Here is a 24527-nt window from a genome sequence, read left to right as displayed (position 1 = left end):
CGCCGCATGCCTGCCGACGCCGGACGTCCTCAGACGCCGGCCAGCAGTTTGCGGAGCAGGCCCGTGAGCTGGGCGACCTCCTCGTCGGTCAGCCCGGTGAGCGCGCCGCGCTGTACCTCCAGGCCTGCGGTGACGGCCTCGTCGATGAGTTCGAGGCCGCGGTCGGTGATCGTCACCTGGAGCCCCCGCCGGTCGTGCGGATCGGGCTTGCGGCAGAGCAGCCCGGCCTTCTCCAGCTTGTCCAGCCGCCCGGTCATGCCGCCCGTGGTGAGCATGAGCGTCGCCGAGAGCTGCCGGGGCGAGAGTGTGTACGGGTCGCCCGAACGGCGCAGCGTGGCGACGACGTCGAACTCCCCGCGCGAGATGCCGAAGCGCTGGTAGCGCTCCTCCATGGCGTCGCCCATGGCCTTGGCGATCCGGTAGATGCGCCCGAAGACGGCCATGGGGGCCGTGTCCAGCTCGGGGCGCACCGCGAACCACTGGTCGGTGATCGCGTCGACCGCGTCCTTGTCCTCACTCATGAGCGCAGTATTCCGGTTCCCTTGGATCGTTCGCAAGAAAGTTGCTTGACCGTAAGTAGCTTAGCGGTAAGCTACTTACCAGCAACCGAATCGGGGGAGAGGCCGTCATGGCAGTGTTCAGGGGCAGGACGTCCAAGGCCGGGGAGGCGAAGGTCGCGGGGGAGCGGTCGCTGCTCCTCGGCATCGGAATCAGCGCGATCGGGATCGGCATGTACGTCCCCTTCTCGCTCGTCTTCTTCCACCACGTCACCGGCCTCTCCTTCACCCTCGTCGGCCTGGTCATGACGGTCACCGGCGTCGCCGGGCTGGCCTTCATGCCCCTGGCCGGATCCGCCGTCGACCGGTTCGGCGCCAAGCGGGTGAACCTGGCCCTCTACGGGATCCGGGCGCTCGGCTTCGCCCTCTACCCCTTCGCGAGCTCCATGGCCGCCTTCGCGGCCGTCGCCCTCGTCACCGCCCTCGCCGACCGCTCCTTCTCCGTCGTGCAGCAGTCCCTGATCGGGGAGGTCGCGCGGGGCGCCGCCCGCGACCGGCTCCAGGCCTCCACCCGGGCCCTGCAGAACGCCGGGATGGGCGCGGGCGCGCTCCTCGTCTCCGGTGTGCTGGCGCTGTGGGGCACCGGCGCGTTCACCTACACCGCCTGGGCCAACTCCCTCGCCTTCGCCCTCGCCGGACTGCTCGTCGGCCGGGTCCGCCCGGTCCCGGCCCACAAGGCGCACGCCGCCACCGCCGGGCGGCCGGACGCCGGCTACCGCACGGTCCTGCGCGACCGCCCCTTCCTCGGGCTCACCGCCGCCAACTTCCTCACCGCGCTGGGATACTCCGCCCTCTCCGTCCTCTTCCCGCTCTACCTCTCCACCTGGCTGACGGCTCCCGACTCCCTCACCGGAGCGGCCTTCACCCTCAACACCGCCCTGTGTGCCGGGATCGGCGTGCTGGTAGCGGGCCGCGTCCGCCGCTCCGGCGCCCGCCGCACCCGCTCCGCCGCCCTCGGCGCGCTGCTCTTCGCCGCCGCCTTCGCCGGACAGATCGTGCTCGGCACGCTGCGTCCCGGCCAGGGCGCGACCCTGGCCGCCCTGCTCGTCATCGTCGTCGTCTACACCCTGGGCGAGCTGGTGCACAGCCCCTCCGGCGGCGCCCTGTCGGTCTCCGCCGCCCCCGAGCCGGTCCGCGGCCGCTACCTGGCCACCTACCAGCTGTCCTACTCGCTGGCCACCGCCCTCGCCCCCTCCCTCTTCACCGCCCTGCTCGCCGTGGACGGCCGCCTGCCCTGGGTCGTCCTCACCGCCGCCGCCCTCGGCGCCGCCCTGGCGCTGGTCCGGCTGGAGCGGCACCTGCCGGCCGAGGCCGTGCACGCCGAGCCCCCGGCCGCGGTCGCCGGCGCCACCCCGGCCGCGGTCGACGCCGACCGGCGGCCGGCCACCGCAACCGCCTGAACCACACCCCCGGTCCCGCCTTCCTCACCCGCACGAGGAGCCACCCGCCATGAAGCGTCTCGCCACCGTCGCCCTGACCGCACTCGCCCCGATCTCCTGGGGCTCGACCTACGCCGTCGCGTCCGAACTGCTGCCGCCCGACCGGCCGCTCTTCACCGGCGTCATGCGGGCCCTGCCCGCGGGCCTGCTGCTCACCGCGCTGGCCCGCACCCTGCCCAAGGGCGAGTGGTGGTGGAAGTCCGCCGTCCTCGGCACCCTCAACATCGGCGCCTTCTTCCCGCTCCTGTTCCTCTCCGCCTACCGGCTGCCCGGCGGGGTCGCGGCCGTGCTCGGCTCCGCCGGCCCCCTGTTCGTGGTGGGCCTCGCCGCCCTCCTCCTCGGGGAGCGCGCGAGCCTGCGTACCGTACTGGCCGCCGTCGTCGCGGCGTTCGGTGTGAGCATGGTCGTCCTCAAGGCCGAGGCCGCACTCGACCTCGTCGGCGTCGTCGCCGGGGTGGTCTCCTCCGCCTCCATGGCCGCGGGCACCGTCATGACCAAGCGCTGGGGCCGGCCCGAGGGCGTCGGACCGCTCGCCATGACCGGCTGGCAGCTCACCGCGGGCGGCCTGGCCATCATCCCGGTGGCCGCCCTCGTCGAAGGCGCGCCGCCCGCGCTCGACGGCCGGGCCCTCCTCGGCTACGGCTACATGATGCTGATCAACACCGGCATCGCCTACTGGCTCTGGTTCCGCGGCATCGGGCAGCTCAGCGCGACCTCGGTCACCCTCCTCGGACCGCTCTCCCCGCTCACCGCGGCCGTCATCGGCTGGGCGGCCCTCGGCCAGGTGCTCACCCCCGTACAGGTCGCGGGCATGGCGATCGCCTTCGGAGCCACCGTCGCCGGACAGCTGGCGGCCGCCCGCACCCCTCAACCGTTCAGTTCTACTGAAAAGAACGATCGGAACATTTCGATGGACCTGACTGATGAGAGGGTGCGACGGTAGGTCCCTCGACATCCGACCGACCCCGAGGGGGAGACGCACAGTGGCCGTCATGGACCGCGCCCGTACCGTTTCGCACGCCGAACCCGGCAGCACCGGCAAGAAGGGTGCCGCCGGGTTCGGCGTGCTCCTCGCCCTGCTCGCGACGGTCGTCTGGTCCGGCAGCTTCGTCGCCACCCGCGGCATGGCCGAGACCGTCCCGCCCGTCCAGGCGGTCTTCTGGCGCTGGATCATCGCCCTGCTCGCCGTCGCCCCCTTCGCCGCCCGCCAGGCCTGGCAGCAGCGGACCCTGATCCGCCGTCACCTGGGCTTCATCGCCCTCGCGTCGCTGTTCGGCGTCGCCCTCTACAACACGCTCGTGCACCAGGCCGGACTGACCACCTCAGCCTCCAACATGGGCATGATCATGGCCGCCTCGCCCGTGATCATGGCGCTCTACGCCCGCCTCGGCGGCGAACGCCTTGGCGCCCGCCGCACCTTCGGCATGCTGCTCGCCGCCTTCGGCGTGCTGCTGCTCGTCGGCGACGGCTCGATCGGCTTCGACTTCGGCGCCGGCGACCTGTGGATGTTCGCCGCCGCCCTCTCCTTCGCCACGTACAGCGCCCTGCTCAAGCGCAAGCCCGCCGAACTCGGCGGACTCGCCTTCCTGATCACCACCTTCGTGCTCGGCGCGCTGATGCTGGCCCCGGCCTACGCCGTCTCCCTCCACGTCCAGGGCGGCTTCGAGACGACGGCCGGCACGGTCGGACCGCTGCTGTACGTCGGGGTGTTCTCCTCGGCCGTCGCCTTCTTCGCCTGGAACAAGGCCGTCTCGGTCATCGGGGCGGCCCGCGCGGGCGTCGTCTACTACCTCCAGCCGGTGTGCGCGGCCGGGCTCGGCCTCCTGCTGCTGGGCGAGCCGACCGGACCGGCCCAGCTGCTCTGCATGGCGCTGATCCTCGGAGGGGTCGGGCTGGGAAGTGCCCGGCGGTAGGTTCGGGCCCATGACCGAGTGGGACATCAAGAAGCTGCGGATCCTGCGGACCCTCGCCGAACGGGGGACCGTGACCGGGGCGGCCGAGGCGCTGCACATGACGCCCTCTGCCGTTTCGCAGCAGCTGACGAACCTTGCCCGGCAGCTGGGGGTGGCCCTGCTGGAGGCGCAGGGCCGCCGCGTCCGCCTCACCGACGCCGCCCACCTCGTCCTGCGGCACGCGGAGGAGGTGTTCGCGCAGCTGGAGCGGGCCGACGCGGAGCTGGCGGGCTACCTGTCGGGGGACGCGGGGGAGGTACGGGTCGGCGCGTTCTCCACCGCCGTGCCCGCGCTGGTGGTCCCGGCGGTGGCCGAACTGCGCAAGGCACACCCGGGGGTTGAGGTCCGGGTCCGGGAGACCGAGGCCGCGGAGTCCTACGAGCTCCTGTCGGCCGGGGGTGTGGACCTCGCGCTGTCCCTGGCGGCCCATGCGCCGACCGCGCGGGACCGGAGGTTCACCCGGGTCACGCTGATGGAGGACCCGCTGGACGTGGCCCTCCCACCGGGGCATCCCCTGCGGGACGCGGCCGGCCTGCGGCTGGCGGACCTGTCCGGGGACCCGTGGATCTACGGGGGCAGCGGCCCGTGGTCGGAGATCGCCCGGGGCGCGTGCGAGGCGGCGGGCTTCGTCCCCGAACAGGCCCACTCGGCGTCGGGCTGGACGGCGATCCTGGCCATGGTCGAGGCGGGGATGGGCGTGGCCCTGGTCCCGCGGATGGTGTCCGGCCGGGCCTCCGGCGTGGCCGTGAGGGTGCTGTCGCGGGACCGGCCGACGCGGCACGTGATCGCGGCGGTCCGCCGCGGAGCCGAATCCGCTCCCGCGGTGGCGCACGTACTGGCTGCCTTGCGCGAGGTGGCCTCGGCCCGGCGGTGACCCCGTCGGCCTGGGCCGGAGGTGCCGGGCCCTGACCGCGGGGCTTCGCCCCGGACCCCGTACGTGCGCTGCGCGCCCGTGCCCTCAATCGCCGGGCGGGGCTGGAAAATCCAGCCGCGCCGGCGATTGAGGCGCGGGGGTCCGGGGGCGGAGCCCCCGCAACGGGCCCGGGTCCTTACACCTGAGCGGCGGCGTCGGCGGCCTGGGCCTTCAGGGCGCGCTCGACGCCCGCCCGGGACTCCGACACCAGGCGCCGCAGCGCGGCGTTCGGCTCGGCCGAGGCCAGCCAGGCGTCCGTCGCGTCCAGGGTCTCCTGCGAGACCTGGAGCGCCGGGTACAGGCCCACCGCGACCTGCTGGGCGATCTCGTGGCTGCGGGTCTCCCAGACCTCCTTGACCGCCGCGAAGAACTTCGCGGTGTACGGGGCCAGCAGCTCGCGCTGGTCGGTCTGGACGAAGCCGCCGATCACGGCCTCCTGCACCGCGTTCGGCAGGTCGCCGGACTCCACCACCGAGGCCCACGCCGCGGCCTTGGCCTCCGCCGTCGGACGGGCCGCCCGGGCGGTCGCCGCGTGGCGCTCGCCGGCCGCCGTCGCGTCCCGCTCCAGCTCCGCCGCGATCGCCGGCTCGTCCGCGACACCCGTCGCGACGAGCCGCTCCAGGAACGCCCACCGCAGCTCGGTGTCGACGGCCAGGCCCTCGATCTCCGCCGAGCCGTCCAGCAGCGCCGACAGGTAGGTCAGCTGCCCCTCGGTGCGGGCGGTGGCCGCGAAGGCCCGCGCCCACGCCAGCTGGTGGTCGCCGGCCGGCTCCGCCGCACGCAGGTGCTCCAGGGTGGCCTCGGTCCAGGCCGCCAGGCCCTCCTCCCGCCACGCCGGGTCGGCGTACAGGTCGACGGCCAGCTTCACCTGCCGGTGCAGCGACTGGACGACGCCGATGTCGGACTCCTTGCCGATGCCCGACAGCACCAGCGAGAGGTAGTCGCGGGTGGCGAGCTCACCGTCACGCGTCATGTCCCAGGCCGAGGCCCAGCACAGGGCGCGCGGCAGGGATTCCGCGAAGTCGCCGATGTGGGCGGTGACCGCGGCGAGGGACTCCTCGTCCAGGCGGACCTTCGCGTACGACAGGTCGTCGTCGTTCAGCAGGAAGACCGCCGGGCGGGTACGGCCCACCAGCTCCGGCACCGTGGTCAGTGCGCCGTCGATGTCCAGCTCGATCCGGTCGGTGCGCACGAGCGCGCCGTCCTGGAGCTCGTACAGGCCGACCGCGATGCGGTGCGGGCGCAGCGTGGACTCGCCCTTGGCGCCGGCGGGCAGCGCGGGCGCCTCCTGGCGGATGCCGAAGGCGGTGATCACCCCGTTCGCGTCGGTGCTGACCTCCGGGCGCAGGACGTTGATGCCGGCCGTCTCCAGCCACGCCTTAGACCAGGCGGTCAGGTCGCGGCCCGAGGTCTCCTCCAGGGCCCCCAGCAGGTCCGACAGGCGCGTGTTGCCGAAGGCGTGCGCCTTGAAGTAGGCCTGCACGCCCTTGAAGAAGGCGTCCATGCCGACGTAGGCGACGAGCTGCTTGAGCACCGAGGCGCCCTTGGCGTACGTGATGCCGTCGAAGTTGACCATGACGTCGTCGAGGTCACGGATGTCCGCCATGATCGGGTGCGTGGACGGCAGCTGGTCCTGCCGGTACGCCCAGGTCTTCATGGAGTTGGCGAAGGTGGTCCACGCGTGCGGCCACTTCGAGCCCTCCGCGTACGCCTGGCACGCGATCGAGGTGTAGGTGGCGAACGACTCGTTCAGCCACAGGTCGTTCCACCACTCCATGGTGACGAGGTCGCCGAACCACATGTGGGCGAGCTCGTGGAGGATGGTCTCCGCGCGCACCTCGTACGCCGCGTCCGTCACCTTCGAGCGGAAGACGTACTGGTCGCGGATGGTGACCGCGCCCGCGTTCTCCATCGCGCCCGCGTTGAACTCCGGCACGAAGAGCTGGTCGTACTTGGCGAACGGGTAGTCGTAGGCGAACTTCTCCTGGAACCAGTCGAAGCCCTGCCGGGTCACGTCGAAGATCGCGTCCGCGTCGAGGAACTCGGCGAGCGAGGGCCGGCAGTAGATGCCGAGCGGCACGGACTGGCCGTCCTTGCCCTCGTAGGAGCTGTGCACCGCGTGGTACGGGCCGACGATCAGCGCCGTGATGTACGAGGAGATGCGCGGGGTCGGCTCGAAACGCCAGACGTTGTCCTTGACGTCCGCGGCCTCCGGAGTCGGCGAGTTCGAGATGACCGTCCAGCCCTCGGGGGCCGTCACGGTGAACTGGAACGTGGCCTTCAGGTCGGGCTGCTCGAAGCTGGCGAAGACCCGCCGCGCGTCCGGCACCTCGAACTGGGTGTAGAGGTAGGCCTGCTGGTCGACCGGGTCGACGAAGCGGTGGAGGCCCTCACCGGTGTTGGTGTACGCGCAGTCCGCGACGACCCGCAGCTCGTTGGCACCGGCCGCGAGGTGCGCCAGGGCGATCCGGGAGTCGCGGAAGACCGCCGCGACGTCGAGCGACTTGCCGTTGAGGACGACCTCGTGCACCGCCGGAGCGACCAGGTCGATGAAGGTCTCCGCCCCGGCCTCGGCCGACTGGAAACGCACGGTGGTCACGGACGGGTACGTGCCGCCCTCCTGCGCGCCGCTGAGATCGAGTTCGATCTCGTACGAGTCGACGGTGAGCAGCTTTGCACGCTGCTGAGCCTCTTCACGGGTGAGGTTCGTGCCTGGCACGCGGTCATCTCCTTCGATGGTGACGTTGCCCCGACATCCTTCCACGGCGAAAGGAGTACCGCCTCGGAGTAATCCACGGGCGAACGCGAGGTCGCAAACCTGCCGGACACAAGCGGCCCGCCTCGGCACGCTGGTGGGCATGACCAGCAGATACCGGGCGATGCCCATCGAGGAGGCGGCGCTCCAGGAGCTCCGCGTGCGCGACGACGCGGGGCGGGGCCCCGTCCCGTACACCGACGGGGAGGGCGGGGCACCGCTGCGGTGCTGCCTGCGCACCAGTACGGCGGGGGAGCGGATCGCGCTCGTCTCCTACGCGCCGCTGCGCCGCTGGGCGGCGCGGACCGGAGCCGATCCCGGCGCCTACGACGAGCAGGGGCCCGTCTTCGTCCACGCCGAGGACTGCGGCGGGCCCGCGGGCGGAGCCGGATACCCCTTCGCCCGGCCCGGGGTGCAGCGCACGGCCCGTCGGTACGACGCCCGCGGGCACATCCTCGGCGGGCGGGTCCTGGACCTCGGGGAGGATCCCGACGGGGTGATCGAGCGGGCCCTCGCCGAGGACTTCGCCGATCCCGGGGTGGCTCTCGTACACCTGCGCTTCGCCGAGTTCGGCTGCTTCCAGTTCGAGGTGCGCCGGCCCTGACACGGCGGGAGGGCGGGCGCCGTGCGGCGCCCGCCCTCCAGGTCGTGCGGGTGCGGGGTCAGCCGCGCAGCTCCTCGGCCACGAGCTCGGCGATCTGGACCGCGTTCAGCGCGGCGCCCTTGCGGAGGTTGTCGTTCGACACGAACAGCGCGAGGCCGTTGTCCACCGTCTCGTCGACGCGGATGCGGCCCACGTACGAGGAGTCCTTGCCGGCGGCCTGGAGGGGGGTCGGGATCTCGGAGAGCTCCACGCCCGCGGCGTCCTTCAGCAGCTCGTAGGCGCGCTCGACGCTGATCGGACGGTCGAAGCGGGCGTTGATCTGGAGCGAGTGGCCGGAGAAGACCGGCACGCGCACGCAGGTGCCCGAGACCTTGAGCTCCGGGATCTCCAGGATCTTGCGGGACTCGTTGCGGAGCTTCTGCTCCTCGTCGGTCTCGAAGGAGCCGTCGTCGACGATCGAGCCCGCGAGCGGGAGCACGTTGAAGGCGATCGGACGCTTGTAGACGCCGGGCTCGGGGAAGTCGACGGCGCCGCCGTCGTGGACCAGCGCGGTCGCGCCCTCGGCGACGGCCTTGACCTGGCCGTCGAGCTCGGCGACACCGGCCAGGCCGGAGCCGGAGACCGCCTGGTAGGTGGTGGCGACCAGCGAGGTCAGGCCGGCCTCGTCATGCAGGGGGCGCAGCACCGGCATGGCCGCCATGGTGGTGCAGTTGGGGTTCGCGATGATGCCCTTGGGGCGGTTCTTGATCGCGTGCGGGTTGACCTCGGAGACGACGAGGGGGACCTCGGGGTCCTTGCGCCAGGCGGAGGAGTTGTCGATGACGACGGCGCCCTGCGAGGCGACCTTCTCGGCCAGGGCCTTCGAAGTGGCGCCGCCCGCGGAGAAGAGCACGATGTCCAGGTCGGAGTAGTCGGCGGCTGAGGCGTCCTCGATGGTGATCTCGCGGCCCTCCCACTCGATCGTCGAGCCGGCGGACCGGGCCGAGGCGAACAGGCGCAGCTCGTCCACCGGGAACTTGCGCTCGGCGAGGATGCTGCGCATGACTGCGCCGACCTGACCGGTGGCTCCGACGATTCCGACCCTCACGGTGACTCCTTCTGCTCCGTTGACGACGCGGGCGCGCGTGAGGCCATCATGCGTTCGACCCCACGCGCTTTGTCCAATTTATTGTCCGAGGTACGGACGGTGTTCTGAATGTGAACACCCATGACGAGTGCGTGGCGGCCGTGTTTCACGGCCCCGGAACGACCGTTTTGCCTGGTCGGGGCCGGTTAACGTCCGGTCTGTCGTGACCGCTATGCGGACATGATCGACTGCTGATCGCAACATACCTCGGGGAGATCCACCGTGCGTGCCATTCGCCGCAACAGCCATCGCCGCCGGTCCATACCGGTGCTCGCCGCCCTCGCGGCGGCCGCCGTCGCCGCACCCGTCCTGCTCGCCGCCGCCCCGGCCGCCGTCGCCCACCCGCGCGAGGGCAGGCTCGCCAGGGAACTGGTGAAGGAGGCCACGGCCAAGGGCGCCTACCGCCACCTGAAGAAGTTCCAGCAGATCGCCGACGCCAACGGCGGCAACCGGGCCGCCGGTACGCCCGGCCACGCGGCCTCCGCGGCCTACGTGCACGACACGCTGAAGAAGGCCGGGTACGACGTCTCCTACCAGGACTTCGACATCCACGAGGCGCACACCAGGACGGAGCGGACCACCGTCCTCGGCCAGGACTCCCGCGAGCTGGCCACCGCCGCATTCACCTTCACCCGGTCCACCCCGGCGGGCGGCCTGACCGCGCCGCTCGCGATCGCCCGGGTCGACGAGACCCCGGGCTGCACGGCGGACGACTACCCGGCCGGTGCTTTCACGGGGAAGATCGCCCTGGTCAAGCGGGGTGCCTGCACCTTCGTGGAGAAGCAGCGGGCCGCGGCCGCGGCGGGCGCGCTCGGCGTCATCGTCTACAACCACAGCGGCACGACCCCGGTGCGGGGCGGCTTCGCCTCGCCCGCCGAGGGGATCATCCCGAGCGCCGGCATCACACTGGCCGACGGTGAGGCGCTGACCGCGGCCGCCGGGAAGGGCGAGGTGACCGTACGCCTGGACCTGGACCAGGAGCACCTGAAGAAGACCACCCGCAACGTGATCGCCGAGACCAGGGGCGGCCGCTCCGACCGCGTGGTGACCGTCGGGGCGCACCTGGACTCGGTCGCCGAGGGCCCGGGCATCAACGACAACGGCTCCGGCTCGGCCGGGCTGCTGGAGGTGGCGCTGCGGCTGGCCGAGGAGGGCGCCAACAAGAGGGGGAAGGGGCCCGCCAACAAGGTCCGCTTCGGCTGGTGGTCGGCGGAGGAGCTGGGGCTGCTGGGCTCGGAGCACTACGTCGCGCAGCTGTCCGGGAAGCAGAAGAAGGACATCGCGCTCTACCTGAACTTCGACATGATCGCCTCGCCGAACCCGGTGCAGTTCGTCTACGACGGCGACGACTCGGACAGGACCGGTGCCGGCGCCGGTCCGGCCGGCTCGGCGCAGATCGAGGCGCTGATCAACGGCTTCCTCGACAGGAAGGGCAAGCCCCACGAGGGCAGCGACTTCGACGGCCGCTCGGACTACGGGCCGTTCATCGCGAACGGCATCCCGGCCGGCGGCACCTTCACCGGGGCCGAGGGCGTCAAGACGCCCGAGCAGGCCGAGCGGTACGGCGGCACGGCCGGCGCCCCGTACGACCCGAACTACCACGGGGCCGGCGACGACCTGAAGAACCTGGACCTCAAGGTCTTCGACACCAACCTGGACGTGATCGCGTACGCGGTCGGCACCTACGCCGAGTCGCTGCGCTCGCTCGGCACGTAGCGGGGCCGGGGGGAACGGCCCGAGGGGGCGGTGCTCGTCAGAGCGCCGCCCCCTCGGGTTTTCCTGCGGAAGGTGCTACGGGAGGACCTTCTCGATCTGCACGCTGCCGGTGCCGGCGGCGGTGCCGCGGGCGTTGAGCAGCTCGACCTGGCCGAAGAACTGACGGCCCTCGGGGGCCGCGCTGGTGACCAGGACGTTCGCCGAGACCTGCGCGGTGGCGCCGGTGGCGAGGTTCACCGCGGCGGCCTCGTCGACCTGGACGGAGCCCAGGGCGGCCGAGAAGAACACGTCGCGGTAGTCGTACGTGGTGGAACCGGACGGGATCGCGTAGCCGATCACCTTGACGGTGTAGGTGCCCGCGGCCGGGTTCACCAGGCTCACGGCCTCCTCGGAGTCGCCGTCGGCGGCGGAGCCGACCTTGACGCCGTCCTTGTAGACCTCCAGGTCGAGGTCGGCGGCGGTGTCGGACACCTTGCCGATCGCGACGTCGAGGCGGGAGGTGCCCGCGGGCACCGCGATCTCGGTGGTGTGGGTCTCACCGTTGGCGATGGTCGGCTTGGCGACCTTCGCGGAACCGAGCGGGCCGCCCTTGAGCTTGCCGCCGCTGATGGCCGCGCCGGCGTTCTTGACGCTCCACTGGACCGGGGACGGGGTGCCCTGCTTCACCTCGGGCAGGACCTTGACCGCGGGGTCGAAGGCCGCGCCGAGCACGGAGACGTCCAGCTTGAACGGGTTGTCCAGGACCGGCGACGTACGACGGGCCTCGACCTCGATCTCCCAGACGCCCGGCGTCGGCTCGGGGTACGAGCGCACGTCGGGGCGGCAGGTGTTCGCCGGGTTGTCGTAGTTCGGGTAGCAGTTGGTCGTGGCCGTCGGGTCCACCGGGGTGCCGTACGGGTGGATCGCGATGAAGCGCGTCTGGGCGCCCGCCGCGAGACCGCTGAGCGCGACCTCAAGGCTCTTGGCGCCCGGCGGCACGGTCACGAAGTACGACTTGTGCGCGTTGCGCTGCACGGTGGAGGACTGCGACAGGGAGAACGACGGCGCGGCCAGGGGGGCGGAAGCCACGACGGTCGTCAGGATCTGCTTGTCGATGCCCTCGGTGGTCTCGTCGTCCAGCTGCAGGATGCCGCTGTGGACGCCGGCCGTCTTGGCGTTGGCCTCGACCTTGATGGTGACGGGCTTGTTCAGCGGCAGGGTGACGTAGTCGTAGCCGCCGATGATCTTGAAGGTGCCGTCGTTGTTGCGCCAGCTCAGGTCGTGCCGGGTGCCGTACTTGACGCCCGTGGTGCGGGTGACGACGACGTTGTAGACCTTCTTCTGGCCGACCTTGAGGCCGCCCTCGCGGTCGTACAGGCCGGTGCCGAAGCCCGGGGTCTTCAGGAACTGGTCGATCGCGGTGTCGACCGGCGCCTTGACGGTGAACTCGTTGGCCTTCGCGTCGCCCTGGATGGAGTCCCAGGCGCCGTTGACGTCGATCAGACCCGAACCCTGCGCGTGGGCGGGGACGTCGGCGATGTTCTTCGCGGAGCTGGTGAGCGCGACCCGCAGGGAGGCCGGGGTCAGCTTGATGTTGTGCTGCTTCGCGGCCGAGATCAGCAGGGCGCTCGCGCCCGCCGCCTGCGGCGAGGCCATCGAGGTGCCCTGGAGCATGCCGTAACCGGCCGGCAGGGTGTAGCCGGCCTCCTTCACGGGCGCGCCGGGCAGCCAGGTCTGGATGGTGTTGATGGCCGCGCCGGGGGCGCTGATGGTCGGCGTGAAGCCGCCGTCCTCACGCGGACCGCGCGAGGAGAAGGGGAACATGCTGTACTTCGTGCTCACGCCGGAGCCGTAGTTGGCGGCCCACGTCTCCTTCGAGACCGAGGCGCCCACGGAGATGACCTTGTCCGCGAGGGCCGGGTCGCCGATGGTGTTCACGCCCGGGCCGGAGTTGCCGGCCGAGATGACCAGCTGGACCCCGTAGGTGTCGACGAGGTTGCGGTAGAGCTCGGCGCGCGCGTTGTTGCCGTCGTTCAGGGCCGGCAGGCCGCCGATCGACATGTTCACGATGTCCACGCCGCGGTTGACGACGAGGTCGATCATGCCCTCGGTCAGCGCGATGTTGGTGCAGCCGCCGGACCAGGAGCAGGCACGCGAGGAGACGAGCTTGGCGCCGGGCGCCTCGCCGTTCATCTTGCCGCCGAAGAGGCTGTTGGCGGCGGTGATGCCGGCGACGTGCGTGCCGTGCTCGGACTCGATGATGCCGATGTTGACGAAGTCGGCCTTCTTGCCGACCCAGTCCCCGCCGAGCGGGTCCATCGGGACGTCCTTGCGGATCTCGATCACGAACGGGATCCGCTCGGCGACCTCGGTCGCCGGGTTGTCCGTGCCGAAGTAGCCGATCTGGTAGCCGTCCTTGTACGGCTTCATCGGCTCGTTGTTCGTGAAGTCGCCGTCCTGGTCGGTGTCCACGCGGACGGTGCCGGCGGCCGCGTCGTACAGCATGCCGAACCGGTCGGTGGTGTCCCCGTCCCGGTTGACGTCGCCCGCCATGTCACCGGTGGCGGTGATCGACTCGCTGAACCGGCTCCACTGGAAGCTGCCCTCGGGCGCCTTCCAGCTCTGGCCGCCCGCGGTGAAGGTGCCGCCCGCGGCGGTGACCGGGTTGATCTGGGGGCGCCAGGTCCCGTCGTTGTCGGTGATCGGGTCGGTGGCCGTCACCCAGTCGACGATCTTGCGCTCGCCGGTGGTGGTCTTCTGCAGGGCCGGGTGGCCGAGGTCGACACCCGAGTCCATGATGCCGATGGTCACGCCGCGGCCGTCGGCCTGCGGGTTCTTCGCGACGAAGTCGACCGCGCCGGTCTCGAAGGACGGGTTGTACGGGTTCTTCGCCGGGGTGTTCTTGTCCGGCGCCGCGTACGTCTCGGCCGCGGTCTTCTTGACCGTGCCCGTCTCCCGGTCGGAGTCGGGCCGCGGGTCCGGCAGCTGGATCTCGTGGCGCAGGTCGATGCCGTGCACCGAGGACAGCTTGGCGGCCGCCTTCAGCGCGGCCTCCGCCTGGCCGGTCGGCAGGGTGGCGCGCACGTAACCGAGGTTGTCGTACGTCCGGCCGACCGAGGCGCCCTGGACGGAGTCCAGCTGGTCGGCGACCTGCTTCGTCTGGCCGGGGGCGGTCGCGACCATGACGGTGACGTTCGCGTCACCCTTGGCCTTGGCCTCCTGCAGGAGCTCGACATCGGCCGAACCGAGCTTCTGGTCGGCGGACTTGACCGCCGGCGAGGTGCCCGGGGTGTCCGCGCCGGTCGCCGCGAACGCGGGCACGGCGCCGCCCGCCACGAGGGCGGCGACCAGGCCGGCCGCGGCCGCGACGCGCGCGGCGCGTCTGGGCCCGGGTATGGAGCTGGGGGATTCGAGGGTCATCAGCATCCCTGGTAAGTGAAAGATACGGTCCGGATTTCGGTGCCGGATGACCGGTCAGCTTTGCGTAACCGACCGGTCTTTGGGGAGGGATGTCATCGACCGAGACCTACGGTGGCGGACACTCGCCAGTGCGGTGTTCCCGCCATCGGGACCGTATGCGGGCACAGTGGTGCGAACCACAGAGGCTGAAGAGTTGATTTATCGACTTAGTGGCCCCAAGCCGGTACCGGGGCGGGGTCGCGCGCCGGTGGGGGTGTGACAGATTTCGAGCGATCAGCGCTCGCGCGTGCGCGCGTAATGGCGCGAGGCCTTCGCCCGGTTGCCGCAGGCGGACATCGAGCACCAGCGCCGGGTCCCGTTGCGCGAGGTGTCGTGGAAGTGCAGGACGCAGGTCTGCGAGGCGCACTTGCGGATCCGGCCGGGCGCCGACCCCAGCAGGTCGAGGTAGTCGCGCGCGGCCGTCCAGGCAGGCCCCCAGGCGGGATCGGCGAACTCGGCCCGCTCGCCCGGCCCTTCGGCGGTCAGGGTGGCGCGGATGCGGCCGTGCTCCAGTACGGCGTCGATCAGTGCCCGGGCGCTCTCGTCGGCCGGGTCCGCCACCGCGCGGGCCAGCGCCTCGCGCGCGGTCATCAGGTGGACGAGGGTCGAGGCGTCGGCCCGGAACCGGCCGGCCAGTCCGGTCGACTCCAGCCAGACCGCGAGCCCTTCGACCCGGCTCAGCCCGAAGGCGCCGGCGAAGAGGTCGACGAGTTCGCCCTCCTGCATCCAGCGGGTGTTCAGCAGGTCGAGGGCGATCGGCTCCCCGGTCAGGGGCCGCGGGTCCGCCGTCGTCATGTTCGTCTCCTCGCTCGCTAACCCCTCAAGGGTACGTGAACGGTTGACGCCTCTCGATCTAACCTCTAACGTGGATGTAGAAGGTTAGAAATCTGGGAACGGCCTCTGGGGAAGGACCCGTCATGACCACCGTCATCAGCAAGCTCCGCACCGGGCACGTCGGCCTGAACGTCACGGACCTGGAGCGCTCGCTCGCCTTCTACCGGGACGCCCTGGACTTCCAGGTGCTGGGGGAGGGCAAGGAGGAGGGTCGCCGCTTCGCCTTCCTCGGCCGGGACGGCGAGCTCGTCCTCACGCTCTGGCAGCAGGCCGAGGGCGCCTTCGTGCCGGCCGCGGCCGGGCTGCACCACCTGGCGTTCTCGGTCGATGCCGTCGAGGAGGTGCGCGCGTACGAGGAGCGGCTGCGCGGCCTGGGCGTCGCGTTCGCCTACGAGGGCGTCGTCGCGCACCGCGAGGGCGCGGCCTCCGGGGGCATCTTCTTCCACGATCCCGACGGCACGCGCCTGGAGATCTCCGTACCGACCGGCGCCGAGGAAGCCCCCGCCCCCACCGCGGGTGCTCCGACCTGCGGGTTCTTCTGATGAGCGGCGTCTACCACTGGGGGTCGCTGGCGGTGCAGGAGCGGGTCGGCGTGCGCGGGCCGGCCGAGCACGTCGGCCGTTCGATCGGCACGGGCATCCGCGACGTCGCCGCGGCCTTCCTGGGACTCCAGCCGCACCTGGTCATCGGGGCCGCCGATGCCGCCGGCCGGATGTGGGCCTCCTGGCACACCGGGCCGCCCGGCTTCGTACGGGCCACCGGCCCGCACCGGATCGCCGTCGCGGGCGGTCCGCCCGCGGGCGACCCGCTCGCCGAGGCGCTGTCCACGGACGGGACCCGGGTCGGGACCATCGCACTCGACCCGCGCACCCGGCGCCGGATGCGGCTGAACGGAACCCTCACGGCGACCCCGCGGGGCTTCGCCGTCGAGGCCGAGCAGGTCTTCGCCAACTGCCCGAAGTACCTGCAGAAGCGGCAGCCGCTGGAACTGGTCGCGGAGGGGGCCGGTGTCGTGCGCCGATCGGACGCGCTCACCCCCGGCCAGGAGCGCACCGTACGCGGGGCCGACACCTTCTTCATCGCCACCACGGCCGAGGCGGAGGGGGCGGACGCGAGCCACCGCGGCGGCCTGCCGGGCTTCGTGGAGGTGCTCTCCCCGGTCGAACTGGCCTGGCCCGACTATGCGGGGAACGCGATGTTCCTGACCCTGGGGAACCTGACGGCCGATCCGCGGGCCGGGCTGCTCTTCCCGGACTGGGAGAGCGGGTCCGTCCTCCAGCTCAGCGGCCGGGCCCGGACGGAGTTCGCGCCCGACGGCGGCCGCCGCACCCGCTTCCGGGTGGAGTCGGTGGTGGAGGCCGTGCATCCGGGGCGGCTGCTGTGGAGCACCCCGGAGTACTCGCCTCACCTGGGCAGTACCACCAGGTAGGCGGCGGGCTCGCGGTCGTCGGCGGCCGTCAGGGCGGTCCGGATGACCGCGGCCTGCTGTTCGGGCCAGTCGCGGAGCTTGCGCGGGGTGATGTGCACGACGGTCACCCCGAGCCGCTCCAGCGTCTCGCGCTTGCGCACGCACTCGGACCACTCCTCGTCCTCCCCCTGGCGCGGGGCGCGGGTGTCGATCTCCACGGCCACGGCGTGCTCGGGCCAGTACGCGTCGACCCCGCCGAGGTGCGGGCCGCCGGGGATCCGCAGGTCCACGTTCCAGACGGGGTCGGGCAGTTCGTGGCCGCGCACGACCTGGTACAGCCGGTCCTCGGCGATGGCCCGGCCCTCCGCGAGGAGGGACTCGACGGCGTCCACGACGTGCGGCCGGTTCAGCAGCCGGGCCACCGTCAGCTCCCTTACGACCGCCGCCGGTTCGCAGTGGCCGCTGCGTACGGCCTCGCTCAGCAGCCGGCGCACGGCGGTGGCGTCCGAGAGCTGCGCGACGGCGTCGGCGACGGCCCGCGCGACGGGCGCCACGGGCAGCCCGGTGACCTCCTGGGGCCGGGGTGCGGTGCGTGCGCGCACGATCCGCACGTCGCCGGTGGACCGCAGCCGCCGGGTGCCCGGCACCAGCACGTCGATGTGGGAGAGGGCGAGCAGCGGGGGCGCGGAGGCGAAGCGGTACAGGGCCAGCGCCGCCAGCCCGGTGATCATGGCCTCGCCCGCGCCGCGCCGTCCCGCGTACAGCAGCGCGGCGTGCAGCCGCTCCTCGCTGGTCGCCGGTCCGGCGTGGAGCAGGAACACGCCGGGCAGGATCTGCTGCCACGGCCGCTCGGCGGCCTCGGAGGCGCTCACACCGTGCTCGCGCAGCTGTGCGAGGGTCAGCACGCGGGGACGGTTGCCGGTGAGGTGGGCGAGGGGGAGGGGTGCGTTGTGGTTCATGACGCGGTGATTCCCTCAGGCCATGGCCTTGCTAACCCCTGTTACACGCCCGTCGACAAATCCGGACAAGCCGGGGCTAAAGTACGGGCGTTCGACTGCCGATGGGGTGCGCCCGTACGGGGGACGCGGTTCCGCTGCCGAGAGCGCCGTCCCGGCAGCGGAACCCCGGACCAGGCCGTCTAGTTGCCCGCCGCCGCGTCGCACCGCTGTGCGGCAAGGGCCCGGGCCAGGTCGTCGCGGGACTCCAGGACCAGGCGGCGGAGCGCGGGTGCGGCGTCCTCATGCCCGGCCAGCCACGCGTCGGTGGCCTCCAGGGTGGCCGCGTCGCCCTGGAGTGAGGGGTAGAGGCCCTTCACGATGTCCATCGCGATCTGGATCGACCGGTCCGACCACACGCGCTCGATCACCTCGAAGTAGCGCCCCGCGTGGGCCGCCAGCAGGCCCCGCTGCGAGGACTGCTGCATGCCCGCGATCGTCGCCTCCACCAGCGCGTTCGACAGTGCGTCCGACTCGACGACCGCCGCCCACGCCTGGTCCTTCACCGCCTGCGAGGGGCGCGCCGCCAGGCACCGCACCTGGTGCCGCTTGCCCGACGCCGTGTCGTCCCGGGCCAGTTCGGCGGCGAGGACGCCCTCGTCCACCGCCCCGTGCGCGGCCAGCGGCAGCAGGAAGTCCCAGCGCAGCTCCTGGTCCACGTCCAGCCCGTCGATCCGCGCCGAACCCTCCAGCAGTCCCAGCAGCAGCTGGAAGTCGCCTTCCGTCGCCGCGCTCGCCGCGAAGAACCGCGCCCACGTCAGCTGGTGTTCCGATCCCGGCTGCGCCGCCCGCAGCTCGTTCAGGGCGCCCGCCGCCAGGTCGCGCCCGCCCTGCTCGCGCCGGTCCGGCGCCGCGTAGTGGGTGACCGATGTCTGCGCCTGCGCGTGCAGCTGCTGCAGGACGCCGACGTCCGTCTCCCGGCCAGCGTGCGCCAGCACCAGCGAGACGAAGTCGCGCGCCGGCATCAGGCCGTCCCGCGTCAGGTTCCACAGCGCCGACCAGCTCAGCGCCCGCGCCAGCGGGTCCTCCAGGTCGCCCAGGTGCGCGCGCAGCGTGGTCAGCGAACCCTCGTCGAAGCGGATCTTGCAGTAGGTGAGGTCCTCGTCGTTGACCAGGACCAGGTCGGGCCGGTCCTGCCCGGCCAGCTCCGCGATCACCGAGCGGGAACCGGAGACGTCCGCCTCGGCCCGGGCGAAGCGGACCAGCGCGCCGTCCGGCTCCAGCCGGTACAGGCCGACGCCGACCCGGTGCGGGCGCAGCTCGTCGCCCTCCTGGACGACCGCGAGCTCGGTGATCCGGCCCTGCGCGTCGCAGGTCACCAGCGGGGTCAGCACGTTCACGCCCGCCGTCTGCAGCCAGGCCCGCGACCACTCGGTCATGTCCCGCCCGGACACCTCGCCGAGCACCGACAGCAGGTCGTCGAGCGTGGTGTTCCCGTACGCGTTCGCCTTGAAGTAGCGGCGCGCGCCCTCCAGGAAGGCCTCCCGGCCGACGTAGGCGACCAGCTGCTTGAGCACCGCCGCGCCCTTGGCGTAGGTGATGCCGTCGAAGTTCAGCTTCGCGTCCTCCAGGTCACGGATGTCGGCCGTGATCGGGTGCGTGGACGGCAGCTGGTCGGCGCGGTAGGCCCAGGCCTTGCGGCTGTTGGCGAACGACACCCACGCCTGGTCGAAGCGGGTGGCCTCGACGAGCCCGAAGGAGCCCATGAAGTCCGCGAAGGACTCCTTCAGCCACAGGTCGTCCCACCACTTCATGGTGACCAGGTCGCCGAACCACATGTGCGCCATCTCGTGGAGGATCACGTTCGCGCGCCGCTCGTACGAGGCCTGCGTGACCTTGCCGCGGAAGATGTACTCCTCCCGGAAGGTCACCATCCCCGGGTTCTCCATGGCGCCCAGGTTGTACTCCGGCACGAAGGCCTGGTCGTACTTCCCGAAGGGGTAGGGGTAGTCGAAGATCTCGTGGAAGAGGTCGAAGCCCTGCTTGGTGACGAGGAAGACGTCGTCCGCGTCGAAGTGCTTCGCGAGCCCCTTGCGGCACATCGCGCCCAGCGGGATGGTCAGGTCCCCGCGGGTGTAGGTGTCCGTCACGTAGTGGTAGGGCCCGGCCACCACGCAGGTGATGTACGTGGAGATCGGCTCGGTCTCGGCGAACCGCCACACGGAGCCCTCGCGGGACTCCTCGGCGCCGTTGCTCCACACCTGCCAGCCCTCGGGCGCGGTCACCTGGAAGCGGTAGGGCGCCTTCAGGTCCGGCTGCTCGAAGTTCGCGTACACCCGGCGGGCGTCGGCCGGCTCGTACTGCGTGTAGAGGTAGACCTCGCCGTCCTCCGGGTCGACGAAGCGGTGCAGGCCCTCGCCCGTCCGGCTGTACGCGCAGTTCGCGTCCACCACCAGGACGTTCTCGGAGGCCAGGTCGTCCAGGGTGATCCGGGCCCCGTCGAAGACGGCGGCCACGTCCAGCGCCCGCCCGTTCAGGGTGACGGAGTTCACCGAAGGGGCGATCAGGTCCGCGAAGGCCGCACCGCCGGGGGCCGCGGCCCGGAAGCGGATCGTCGTCACCGAGCGGAAGGTCCGCGGGCCTTCGGCCGGCTCGGCCTCGTCCACCGCCGACCTGATGTCGAGGACGACCTCGTACCCGTCGACGGACAGCAGCTCGGCCCGCGCGCGGGCCTCCTCGCGGGACAGATTCTCTCCGGGCACCTGCACTCCTTCGTGCGCGATCGCGTTCTTGGTCGAATCCTCGCACGCGGGGAATGCGTGCGACGGCGTCCTGGTTGGCCACGGCAGGACATGCGCCGTGGATGCCTTTTTCCGCCGGAGACCGACACAGAGGAGAGACATGACCGAGACCCAGGTGCGCGAGAAGACCCCGGTCGACTTCTGGTTCGACCCGCTCTGCCCTTGGGCCTGGATGACGTCCCGTTGGATGCTGGAGGTCGAGAAGGTCCGCGACGTCGAGGTGCGCTGGCACGTGATGAGCCTCGCCGTCCTCAACGAGAACAAGCTCGACGAGCTGCCCGAGGTCTACCGCGAGCTGCTCGGCCCCAAGGGCTGGGCCCCGGTCCGCGTGGTGACGGCCGCGCAGCAGAAGCACGGCGACGAGGTCACCGGCAAGCTCTACACCGCGCTCGGCACCCGCATCCACAACGAGGACAAGGGCCCGACCCGCGAGGTCATAGCCGAGGCGCTGGCCGAGGTCGGCCTGCCGGCCGAGCTGCTCGCCTACGCCGACTCCGACGAGTACGACGAGGTGCTGCGCGCCTCGCACGACAACGGCATCGACCGCGTGGGCCAGGAGGTCGGCACCCCGGTGATCTCCGTTCCGGGCGCCGACGGCGAGGGCGACGTCGCCTTCTTCGGCCCGGTCGTCACCCCGACCCCGCGCGGCGAGGCCGCGGCCCGGCTGTGGGACGGCACCCTGCTCGTCGCCTCCACGCCCGGCTTCTACGAGATCAAGCGGACCCGCACCAAGGGCCCGTCCTTCGAGTAGCCCGTACGGTCGGAACACACAGAAGACCCCCGTGAGTCACGTCCTCACGGGGGTCTTCTGCTGGACACGCCCGCCGGTGAAGGTTGAGAAGACGATCACGAGGCGGACGGGCTCGGGGGTGCGATCAGCCCTTGGCGGGGATCAGCAGCGGGGTGTTCGCCTTGGCGTCGGCGTAGCGCTTGGAGACGTCCTGCCAGTTGACGACGTTCCACATCGCCTCGATGAAGTCCACCTTCTGGTTCTTGTACTGCAGGTAGAAGGCGTGCTCCCAGGCGTCGAAGACCAGGATCGGGGTGCTGGCCACGCCCACGTTGCCCTGGTGGTCGTAGACCTGCTCGACGACCAGGCGGCCGCTGACGGGCTCGTACGCGAGCACGCCCCAGCCGGAGCCCTGGGTGGCGGAGGACGCGAAGGTCAGCTGCTTCTTGAACTTCGCGAAGGAGCCGAAGGACTCGGTGATCGCGTCGGCCAGGTCGCCCAGGCCGTCGGCCGCGGTGGGCTCGCCGCCGCCCTCGCCGGTCTTCGGGCTGGCCATGTTGTGCCAGTAGATGCTGTGCAGGATGTGGCCGGAGAGGTGGAACGCGAGGTTCTTCTCGAGGCCGTTGAGCGCGCCCCAGTTCTCCTTGTCGCGCGCCTCCGCCAGCTGCTCCAGCGTGTTGTTGGCGCCCGTGACGTAGGCCGCGTGGTGCTTGTCGTGGTGCAGCTCGATGATCTGCGGGTTGATCACCGGCTCCAGCGCCGCGTAGTCGTACGGAAGCTCAGGAAGCGTGTAGATGGCCATGCGTGTTATCCGGTCCCCTCAGCGTGCCAATCGCTAATTGCAATTAATGCGCAACTGCACGCTAGCAGTATCTATTCCGCCTCACGAGTAAGGGTTACCTCTGTAAAACGCAGGTGGGCCCCGTGCGTTCGCACGGGGCCCACCTGCGATGGAGGGGCTGTCAGCGGGCGGCGGCCGCCCGGCGCTGCAGGACGTATCCGGTCACGGCGAGGGCGACGGTGAGCCCGCCCGTGAAGATCACCTGGACCCGCGTGTCCTCGCCCAGCACCATCAGCACCAGGACCCCGGCCACGCCGGCCAGCGCTACCCAGGTCAGGTACGGGAAGCCCCACATCCGCACGACGAGCTTCTCGGGCGCATCGCGCTCCAGCCGGCGGCGCAGCACGAACTGCGAGACGGCGATGAAGCCCCAGACCACGAGGATGACGCCGCCGACCATGTTCAGCAGCCAGGCGAACAGGGTGTCCGGGTACCAGTAGGACAGCAGCACGGTGACGAAGCCGAAGCCGGAGGAGGCGAGCACCGCCCGGCGCGGCACGCTGCCGGTGACCTTGCCCAGTGCCTTGGGGCCCTGGCCGCGGGAGACGAGGGAGTAGGCCATGCGCGAGGAGCCGTAGATGTTCGCGTTCATCGCGGACAGCAGGGCGATCAGGATGACCACGTTCATGATCTCGCCGGCCGCCGGGATGCCCAGGTGGTCCAGGGTGGCCGCGTAAGGGCCGTCCTCCGTGACCTTCGGGTCGTTCCACGGCAGCAGGGTGACGATGACGAGCATGGAGCCGACGTAGACGACGGCGATGCGCCACATGGTGGTTTTCACGGCCTTGGCCACGCCCCTGACCGGGTCCTCCGACTCGGCGGCGGCGATGGTGACCGTCTCCAGGCCGCCGTAGGCGACCACCGAGGCCAGCAGGCCGACGAGCAGGCCTTCCACGCCGCCCGGCAGGAAGCCGCCGTCGTGGAGCAGGTTGGCGGTGCCGGGGGCGCCGGTGCCGGGCAGCAGGCCGAGGACGGCCAGGACGCCCAGCCCCAGGAAGAGGCCGATGGCCCCGATCTTGAGGGCGGCGAACCAGAACTCGAACTCGCCGAAGTTCGAGACGGCGGCCAGGTTGGAGCCGCAGAACAGCGCCATGAAGACCAGCACCCACATCCAGGACGGGGTGCCCGGGAACCAGCCCGTCATGATGTGCGCCGCGCCGATGGCCTCGATGGCCACGCCCACGCACAGCAGCGTCCAGAACATCCAGCCGGCGGTGAACCCGGCCCACGGGCCGATCGCCCGCTCCGCGTGCACCGAGAAGGAGCCGGAGGCGGGGTTGGCGGCGGACATTTCGCCGAGCATCCGCATCACGAACATCACGAGCAGTCCGGACGCGGCGTAGGCGAGCACGATCGAGGGACCCGCCGCCGCGATGCCGGCCCCGGAGCCGACGAAGAGTCCCGCGCCGATGACACCGCCGAGGGCGATCATCGAGAGGTGGCGCTGCTTGAGTCCGTTGCCGAGCGGGGACCCGGAGTCGGTCTTCGGCGGTTCGGGGGGCGTCAGGGTGCTCTGACTCATGGGGATGTGCCTGTCCGGTGTGCGGGGGGACGTGATGAGGTGCCCCAGTCTCACCCCTGTCCGATCTTCGGATGGTTGGCGTCCGCTATCCGGACAGCCGGATGACCGGCCGTGATCATCCCCGTACGCTGCCGACAGGATGCGGGTGACGTGACGACAGGGGGAAGACCGGTGGCGGAACGAATGGGCCACGGCATACGGGAACTGGCCGCCACGGGCCGGGGGGTGCTCGTCACCGGGGCCTCACGGGGCATCGGGCGGGCCATCGCCGCCGCCTTCGCCGAACGGGGCGACCGGGTGGCGGTGCACTGCACGGCCCGGCGGGCGGACGCCGAGCGCACCCTCGCGGACCTGCCGGGCGAGGGCCACGTCCTCGTCGCCGGCGACCTCTGCGACCCGGCCCGCGTGGAAGCCCTCGCGGCCGAGACCGAGGAGGCGCTCGGCGGCATCGACGTCCTCGTGAACAACGCCGCCGTGATGCTCGCGCACCCGCTGCCCACCACCTCGTACGCCGACTGGCAGGAGGCCTGGCGGCGGACGGCCGCCGTGAACCTCTTCGGCCCGGCCAACCTCACCCACTGCGTCGCCCGCCGCATGATCGCCGGCCGTCGGGAGGGCCGCGTCGTCAACATCGGCTCGCGCGGGGCGTTCCGCGGCGAGCCCGACCACCCCGCCTACGGCGCCACCAAGGCCGCCCTGCACGCACTCGGCCAGTCCCTCGCCGTCTCCCTGGCCCCGCACGGCATCGCCGTGGCCTCCGTGGCGCCCGGCTTCGTGGCCACCGAGCGGGTCGCCGGGCGGCTCGACGGGGAGGAGGGCGATCGGATCCGGGCGCAGAGCCCCTTCGGACGGGTCGGCACCCCGCAGGAGGTCGCCGCAGCCGTACTGCACCTGGCCTCGCCCGCCGCGCGCTGGAGCTCGGGCACCGTGCTCGACGTCAACGGAGCCTCGTACCT

19 protein-coding genes are annotated in these 24527 nt (G+C 71.7%); 10 read left to right on the top strand and 9 right to left on the bottom strand.

Features of this window, described 5'->3' with window-relative positions:
- Positions 1–29: 29 nt before the first annotated feature.
- Positions 30–521 (bottom strand): MarR family transcriptional regulator, encoded by a 492-nt coding sequence (locus tag E6U81_RS37495; protein WP_136234466.1) that lies wholly within the window; start codon positions 519–521, stop codon positions 30–32.
- A 107-nt stretch (positions 522–628) separates the two neighbouring features.
- On the opposite strand from E6U81_RS37495, the gene E6U81_RS37490 reads away from it, so the two are divergent.
- From E6U81_RS37490 to E6U81_RS37475, 4 genes are read left to right on the top strand one after another with little or no spacing between them, the layout of a single operon-like run.
- A complete protein-coding gene (locus tag E6U81_RS37490; RefSeq protein WP_136234465.1) occupies positions 629–1957 on the top strand; it encodes an MFS transporter in 1329 nt (442 codons plus the stop codon).
- Positions 1958–2006: 49 nt separating this feature from the next.
- Positions 2007–2939, top strand: coding sequence for an EamA family transporter (locus E6U81_RS37485; protein WP_136234464.1), 933 nt, complete (start codon positions 2007–2009; stop codon positions 2937–2939).
- A 49-nt stretch (positions 2940–2988) separates the two neighbouring features.
- Entirely contained in the window at positions 2989–3909 is a 921-nt protein-coding gene (locus E6U81_RS37480) for a DMT family transporter (RefSeq protein WP_136234463.1), read from the top strand.
- 10 nt (positions 3910–3919) lie between these two features.
- Positions 3920–4822, top strand: a complete 903-nt coding sequence (locus E6U81_RS37475) for a LysR family transcriptional regulator (RefSeq protein WP_136234462.1) — start codon at positions 3920–3922, stop codon at positions 4820–4822.
- Positions 4823–4997: 175 nt separating this feature from the next.
- Here the strand turns inward: E6U81_RS37475 and pepN (E6U81_RS37470) are convergent, their stop codons facing one another.
- On the bottom strand, positions 4998–7580 hold the full coding sequence (pepN, locus tag E6U81_RS37470) for an aminopeptidase N (RefSeq protein ID WP_136234461.1): 2583 nt from the start codon (positions 7578–7580) through the stop codon (positions 4998–5000).
- A 139-nt stretch (positions 7581–7719) separates the two neighbouring features.
- Here pepN (E6U81_RS37470) and E6U81_RS37465 point away from each other — a divergent pair, with 139 nt between their 5' ends.
- Entirely contained in the window at positions 7720–8220 is a 501-nt protein-coding gene (locus E6U81_RS37465; protein ID WP_136234460.1) for a DUF1203 domain-containing protein, read from the top strand.
- A 58-nt stretch (positions 8221–8278) separates the two neighbouring features.
- On the opposite strand, the gene E6U81_RS37460 is transcribed toward E6U81_RS37465, so the two are convergent.
- On the bottom strand, positions 8279–9307 hold the full coding sequence (locus E6U81_RS37460) for an aspartate-semialdehyde dehydrogenase (protein ID WP_136234459.1): 1029 nt from the start codon (positions 9305–9307) through the stop codon (positions 8279–8281).
- A gap of 261 nt (positions 9308–9568) precedes the next feature.
- On the opposite strand from E6U81_RS37460, the gene E6U81_RS37455 reads away from it, so the two are divergent.
- Entirely contained in the window at positions 9569–11062 is a 1494-nt protein-coding gene (locus E6U81_RS37455; RefSeq protein WP_136234458.1) for a M28 family metallopeptidase, read from the top strand.
- A 75-nt stretch (positions 11063–11137) separates the two neighbouring features.
- Here the strand turns inward: E6U81_RS37455 and E6U81_RS37450 are convergent, their stop codons facing one another.
- Both E6U81_RS37450 and E6U81_RS37445 read right to left on the bottom strand, forming a co-directional pair.
- Positions 11138–14461 (bottom strand): S8 family serine peptidase, encoded by a 3324-nt coding sequence (locus E6U81_RS37450; protein WP_136234457.1) that lies wholly within the window; start codon positions 14459–14461, stop codon positions 11138–11140.
- 273 nt (positions 14462–14734) lie between these two features.
- Positions 14735–15295 carry a CGNR zinc finger domain-containing protein gene (locus tag E6U81_RS37445; RefSeq protein ID WP_136234456.1) on the bottom strand — a complete coding sequence of 187 codons (561 nt, stop codon included), beginning with the start codon at positions 15293–15295 and terminating at the stop codon, positions 14735–14737.
- Positions 15296–15417: 122 nt separating this feature from the next.
- Between E6U81_RS37445 and E6U81_RS37440 the strand changes: the two genes are divergently transcribed.
- Positions 15418–15876, top strand: coding sequence for a VOC family protein (locus tag E6U81_RS37440; protein WP_136234455.1), 459 nt, complete (start codon positions 15418–15420; stop codon positions 15874–15876).
- Positions 15876–16763: a pyridoxamine 5'-phosphate oxidase family protein gene (locus tag E6U81_RS37435; protein WP_136234454.1), complete on the top strand. Its 888-nt coding sequence runs from the start codon at positions 15876–15878 to the stop codon at positions 16761–16763. Before E6U81_RS37440 ends, E6U81_RS37435 begins: the two co-directional genes overlap by 1 nt.
- On the opposite strand, the gene E6U81_RS37430 is transcribed toward E6U81_RS37435, so the two are convergent.
- Together E6U81_RS37430 and pepN (E6U81_RS37425) are read right to left on the bottom strand one after the other, a co-directional pair.
- Complete coding sequence (locus E6U81_RS37430; protein WP_136234453.1) at positions 16739–17701, bottom strand: hypothetical protein; 963 nt, start codon at positions 17699–17701, stop codon at positions 16739–16741. The two genes, E6U81_RS37435 and E6U81_RS37430, sit on opposite strands and share 25 nt — an antisense overlap.
- 179 nt (positions 17702–17880) lie before the next feature.
- Positions 17881–20439, bottom strand: a complete 2559-nt coding sequence (pepN, locus tag E6U81_RS37425) for an aminopeptidase N (RefSeq protein ID WP_136234452.1) — start codon at positions 20437–20439, stop codon at positions 17881–17883.
- A gap of 139 nt (positions 20440–20578) precedes the next feature.
- On the opposite strand from pepN (E6U81_RS37425), the gene E6U81_RS37420 reads away from it, so the two are divergent.
- Positions 20579–21229: a DsbA family protein gene (locus E6U81_RS37420; protein WP_030036235.1), complete on the top strand. Its 651-nt coding sequence runs from the start codon at positions 20579–20581 to the stop codon at positions 21227–21229.
- A 124-nt stretch (positions 21230–21353) separates the two neighbouring features.
- Here E6U81_RS37420 and E6U81_RS37415 read toward each other — a convergent pair whose 3' ends face one another.
- The gene (locus tag E6U81_RS37415; protein WP_030016698.1) at positions 21354–22010 is read right to left on the bottom strand and encodes a superoxide dismutase; all 657 of its coding nucleotides are present in this window, start codon (positions 22008–22010) and stop codon (positions 21354–21356) included.
- Between the two features lie 160 nt (positions 22011–22170).
- Complete coding sequence (locus tag E6U81_RS37410) at positions 22171–23571, bottom strand: amino acid permease (RefSeq protein ID WP_136234451.1); 1401 nt, start codon at positions 23569–23571, stop codon at positions 22171–22173.
- Between the two features lie 183 nt (positions 23572–23754).
- On the opposite strand from E6U81_RS37410, the gene E6U81_RS37405 reads away from it, so the two are divergent.
- The coding region (locus E6U81_RS37405; RefSeq protein ID WP_136234467.1) for an SDR family oxidoreductase at positions 23755–24527 on the top strand (773 nt) is incomplete at its 3' end.

Origin of the sequence: Streptomyces sp. A0592 (assembly GCF_004795115.1) — a bacterium.
In the GTDB taxonomy this organism is placed as follows: Bacteria; Actinomycetota; Actinomycetes; order Streptomycetales; family Streptomycetaceae; genus Streptomyces; species Streptomyces erythrochromogenes.
Note: the sequence above shows the minus strand (reverse complement) of the source record. Positions and strands in the feature narration are given on the sequence as shown.

Bases quoted from the DNA above. Each gene is read 5' to 3' on its own strand.
- E6U81_RS37495 (WP_136234466.1), bottom strand. From the start codon at position 521: ATGAGTGAGGACAAGGACGCGGTCGACGCGATCACCGACCAGTGGTTC.
- E6U81_RS37410 (WP_136234451.1), bottom strand. From the start codon at position 23,571: ATGAGTCAGAGCACCCTGACGCCCCCCGAACCGCCGAAGACCGACTCC.
- E6U81_RS37490 (WP_136234465.1), top strand. From the start codon at position 629: ATGGCAGTGTTCAGGGGCAGGACGTCCAAGGCCGGGGAGGCGAAGGTC.
- E6U81_RS37475 (WP_136234462.1), top strand. From the start codon at position 3,920: ATGACCGAGTGGGACATCAAGAAGCTGCGGATCCTGCGGACCCTCGCC.
- E6U81_RS37450 (WP_136234457.1), bottom strand. From the start codon at position 14,461: ATGACCCTCGAATCCCCCAGCTCCATACCCGGGCCCAGACGCGCCGCG.
- E6U81_RS37420 (WP_030036235.1), top strand. From the start codon at position 20,579: ATGACCGAGACCCAGGTGCGCGAGAAGACCCCGGTCGACTTCTGGTTC.
- E6U81_RS37430 (WP_136234453.1), bottom strand. From the start codon at position 17,701: ATGAACCACAACGCACCCCTCCCCCTCGCCCACCTCACCGGCAACCGT.
- E6U81_RS37415 (WP_030016698.1), bottom strand. From the start codon at position 22,010: ATGGCCATCTACACGCTTCCTGAGCTTCCGTACGACTACGCGGCGCTG.
- E6U81_RS37465 (WP_136234460.1), top strand. From the start codon at position 7,720: ATGACCAGCAGATACCGGGCGATGCCCATCGAGGAGGCGGCGCTCCAG.
- E6U81_RS37485 (WP_136234464.1), top strand. From the start codon at position 2,007: ATGAAGCGTCTCGCCACCGTCGCCCTGACCGCACTCGCCCCGATCTCC.
- E6U81_RS37445 (WP_136234456.1), bottom strand. From the start codon at position 15,295: ATGACGACGGCGGACCCGCGGCCCCTGACCGGGGAGCCGATCGCCCTC.
- E6U81_RS37435 (WP_136234454.1), top strand. From the start codon at position 15,876: ATGAGCGGCGTCTACCACTGGGGGTCGCTGGCGGTGCAGGAGCGGGTC.
- E6U81_RS37440 (WP_136234455.1), top strand. From the start codon at position 15,418: ATGACCACCGTCATCAGCAAGCTCCGCACCGGGCACGTCGGCCTGAAC.
- E6U81_RS37480 (WP_136234463.1), top strand. From the start codon at position 2,989: ATGGACCGCGCCCGTACCGTTTCGCACGCCGAACCCGGCAGCACCGGC.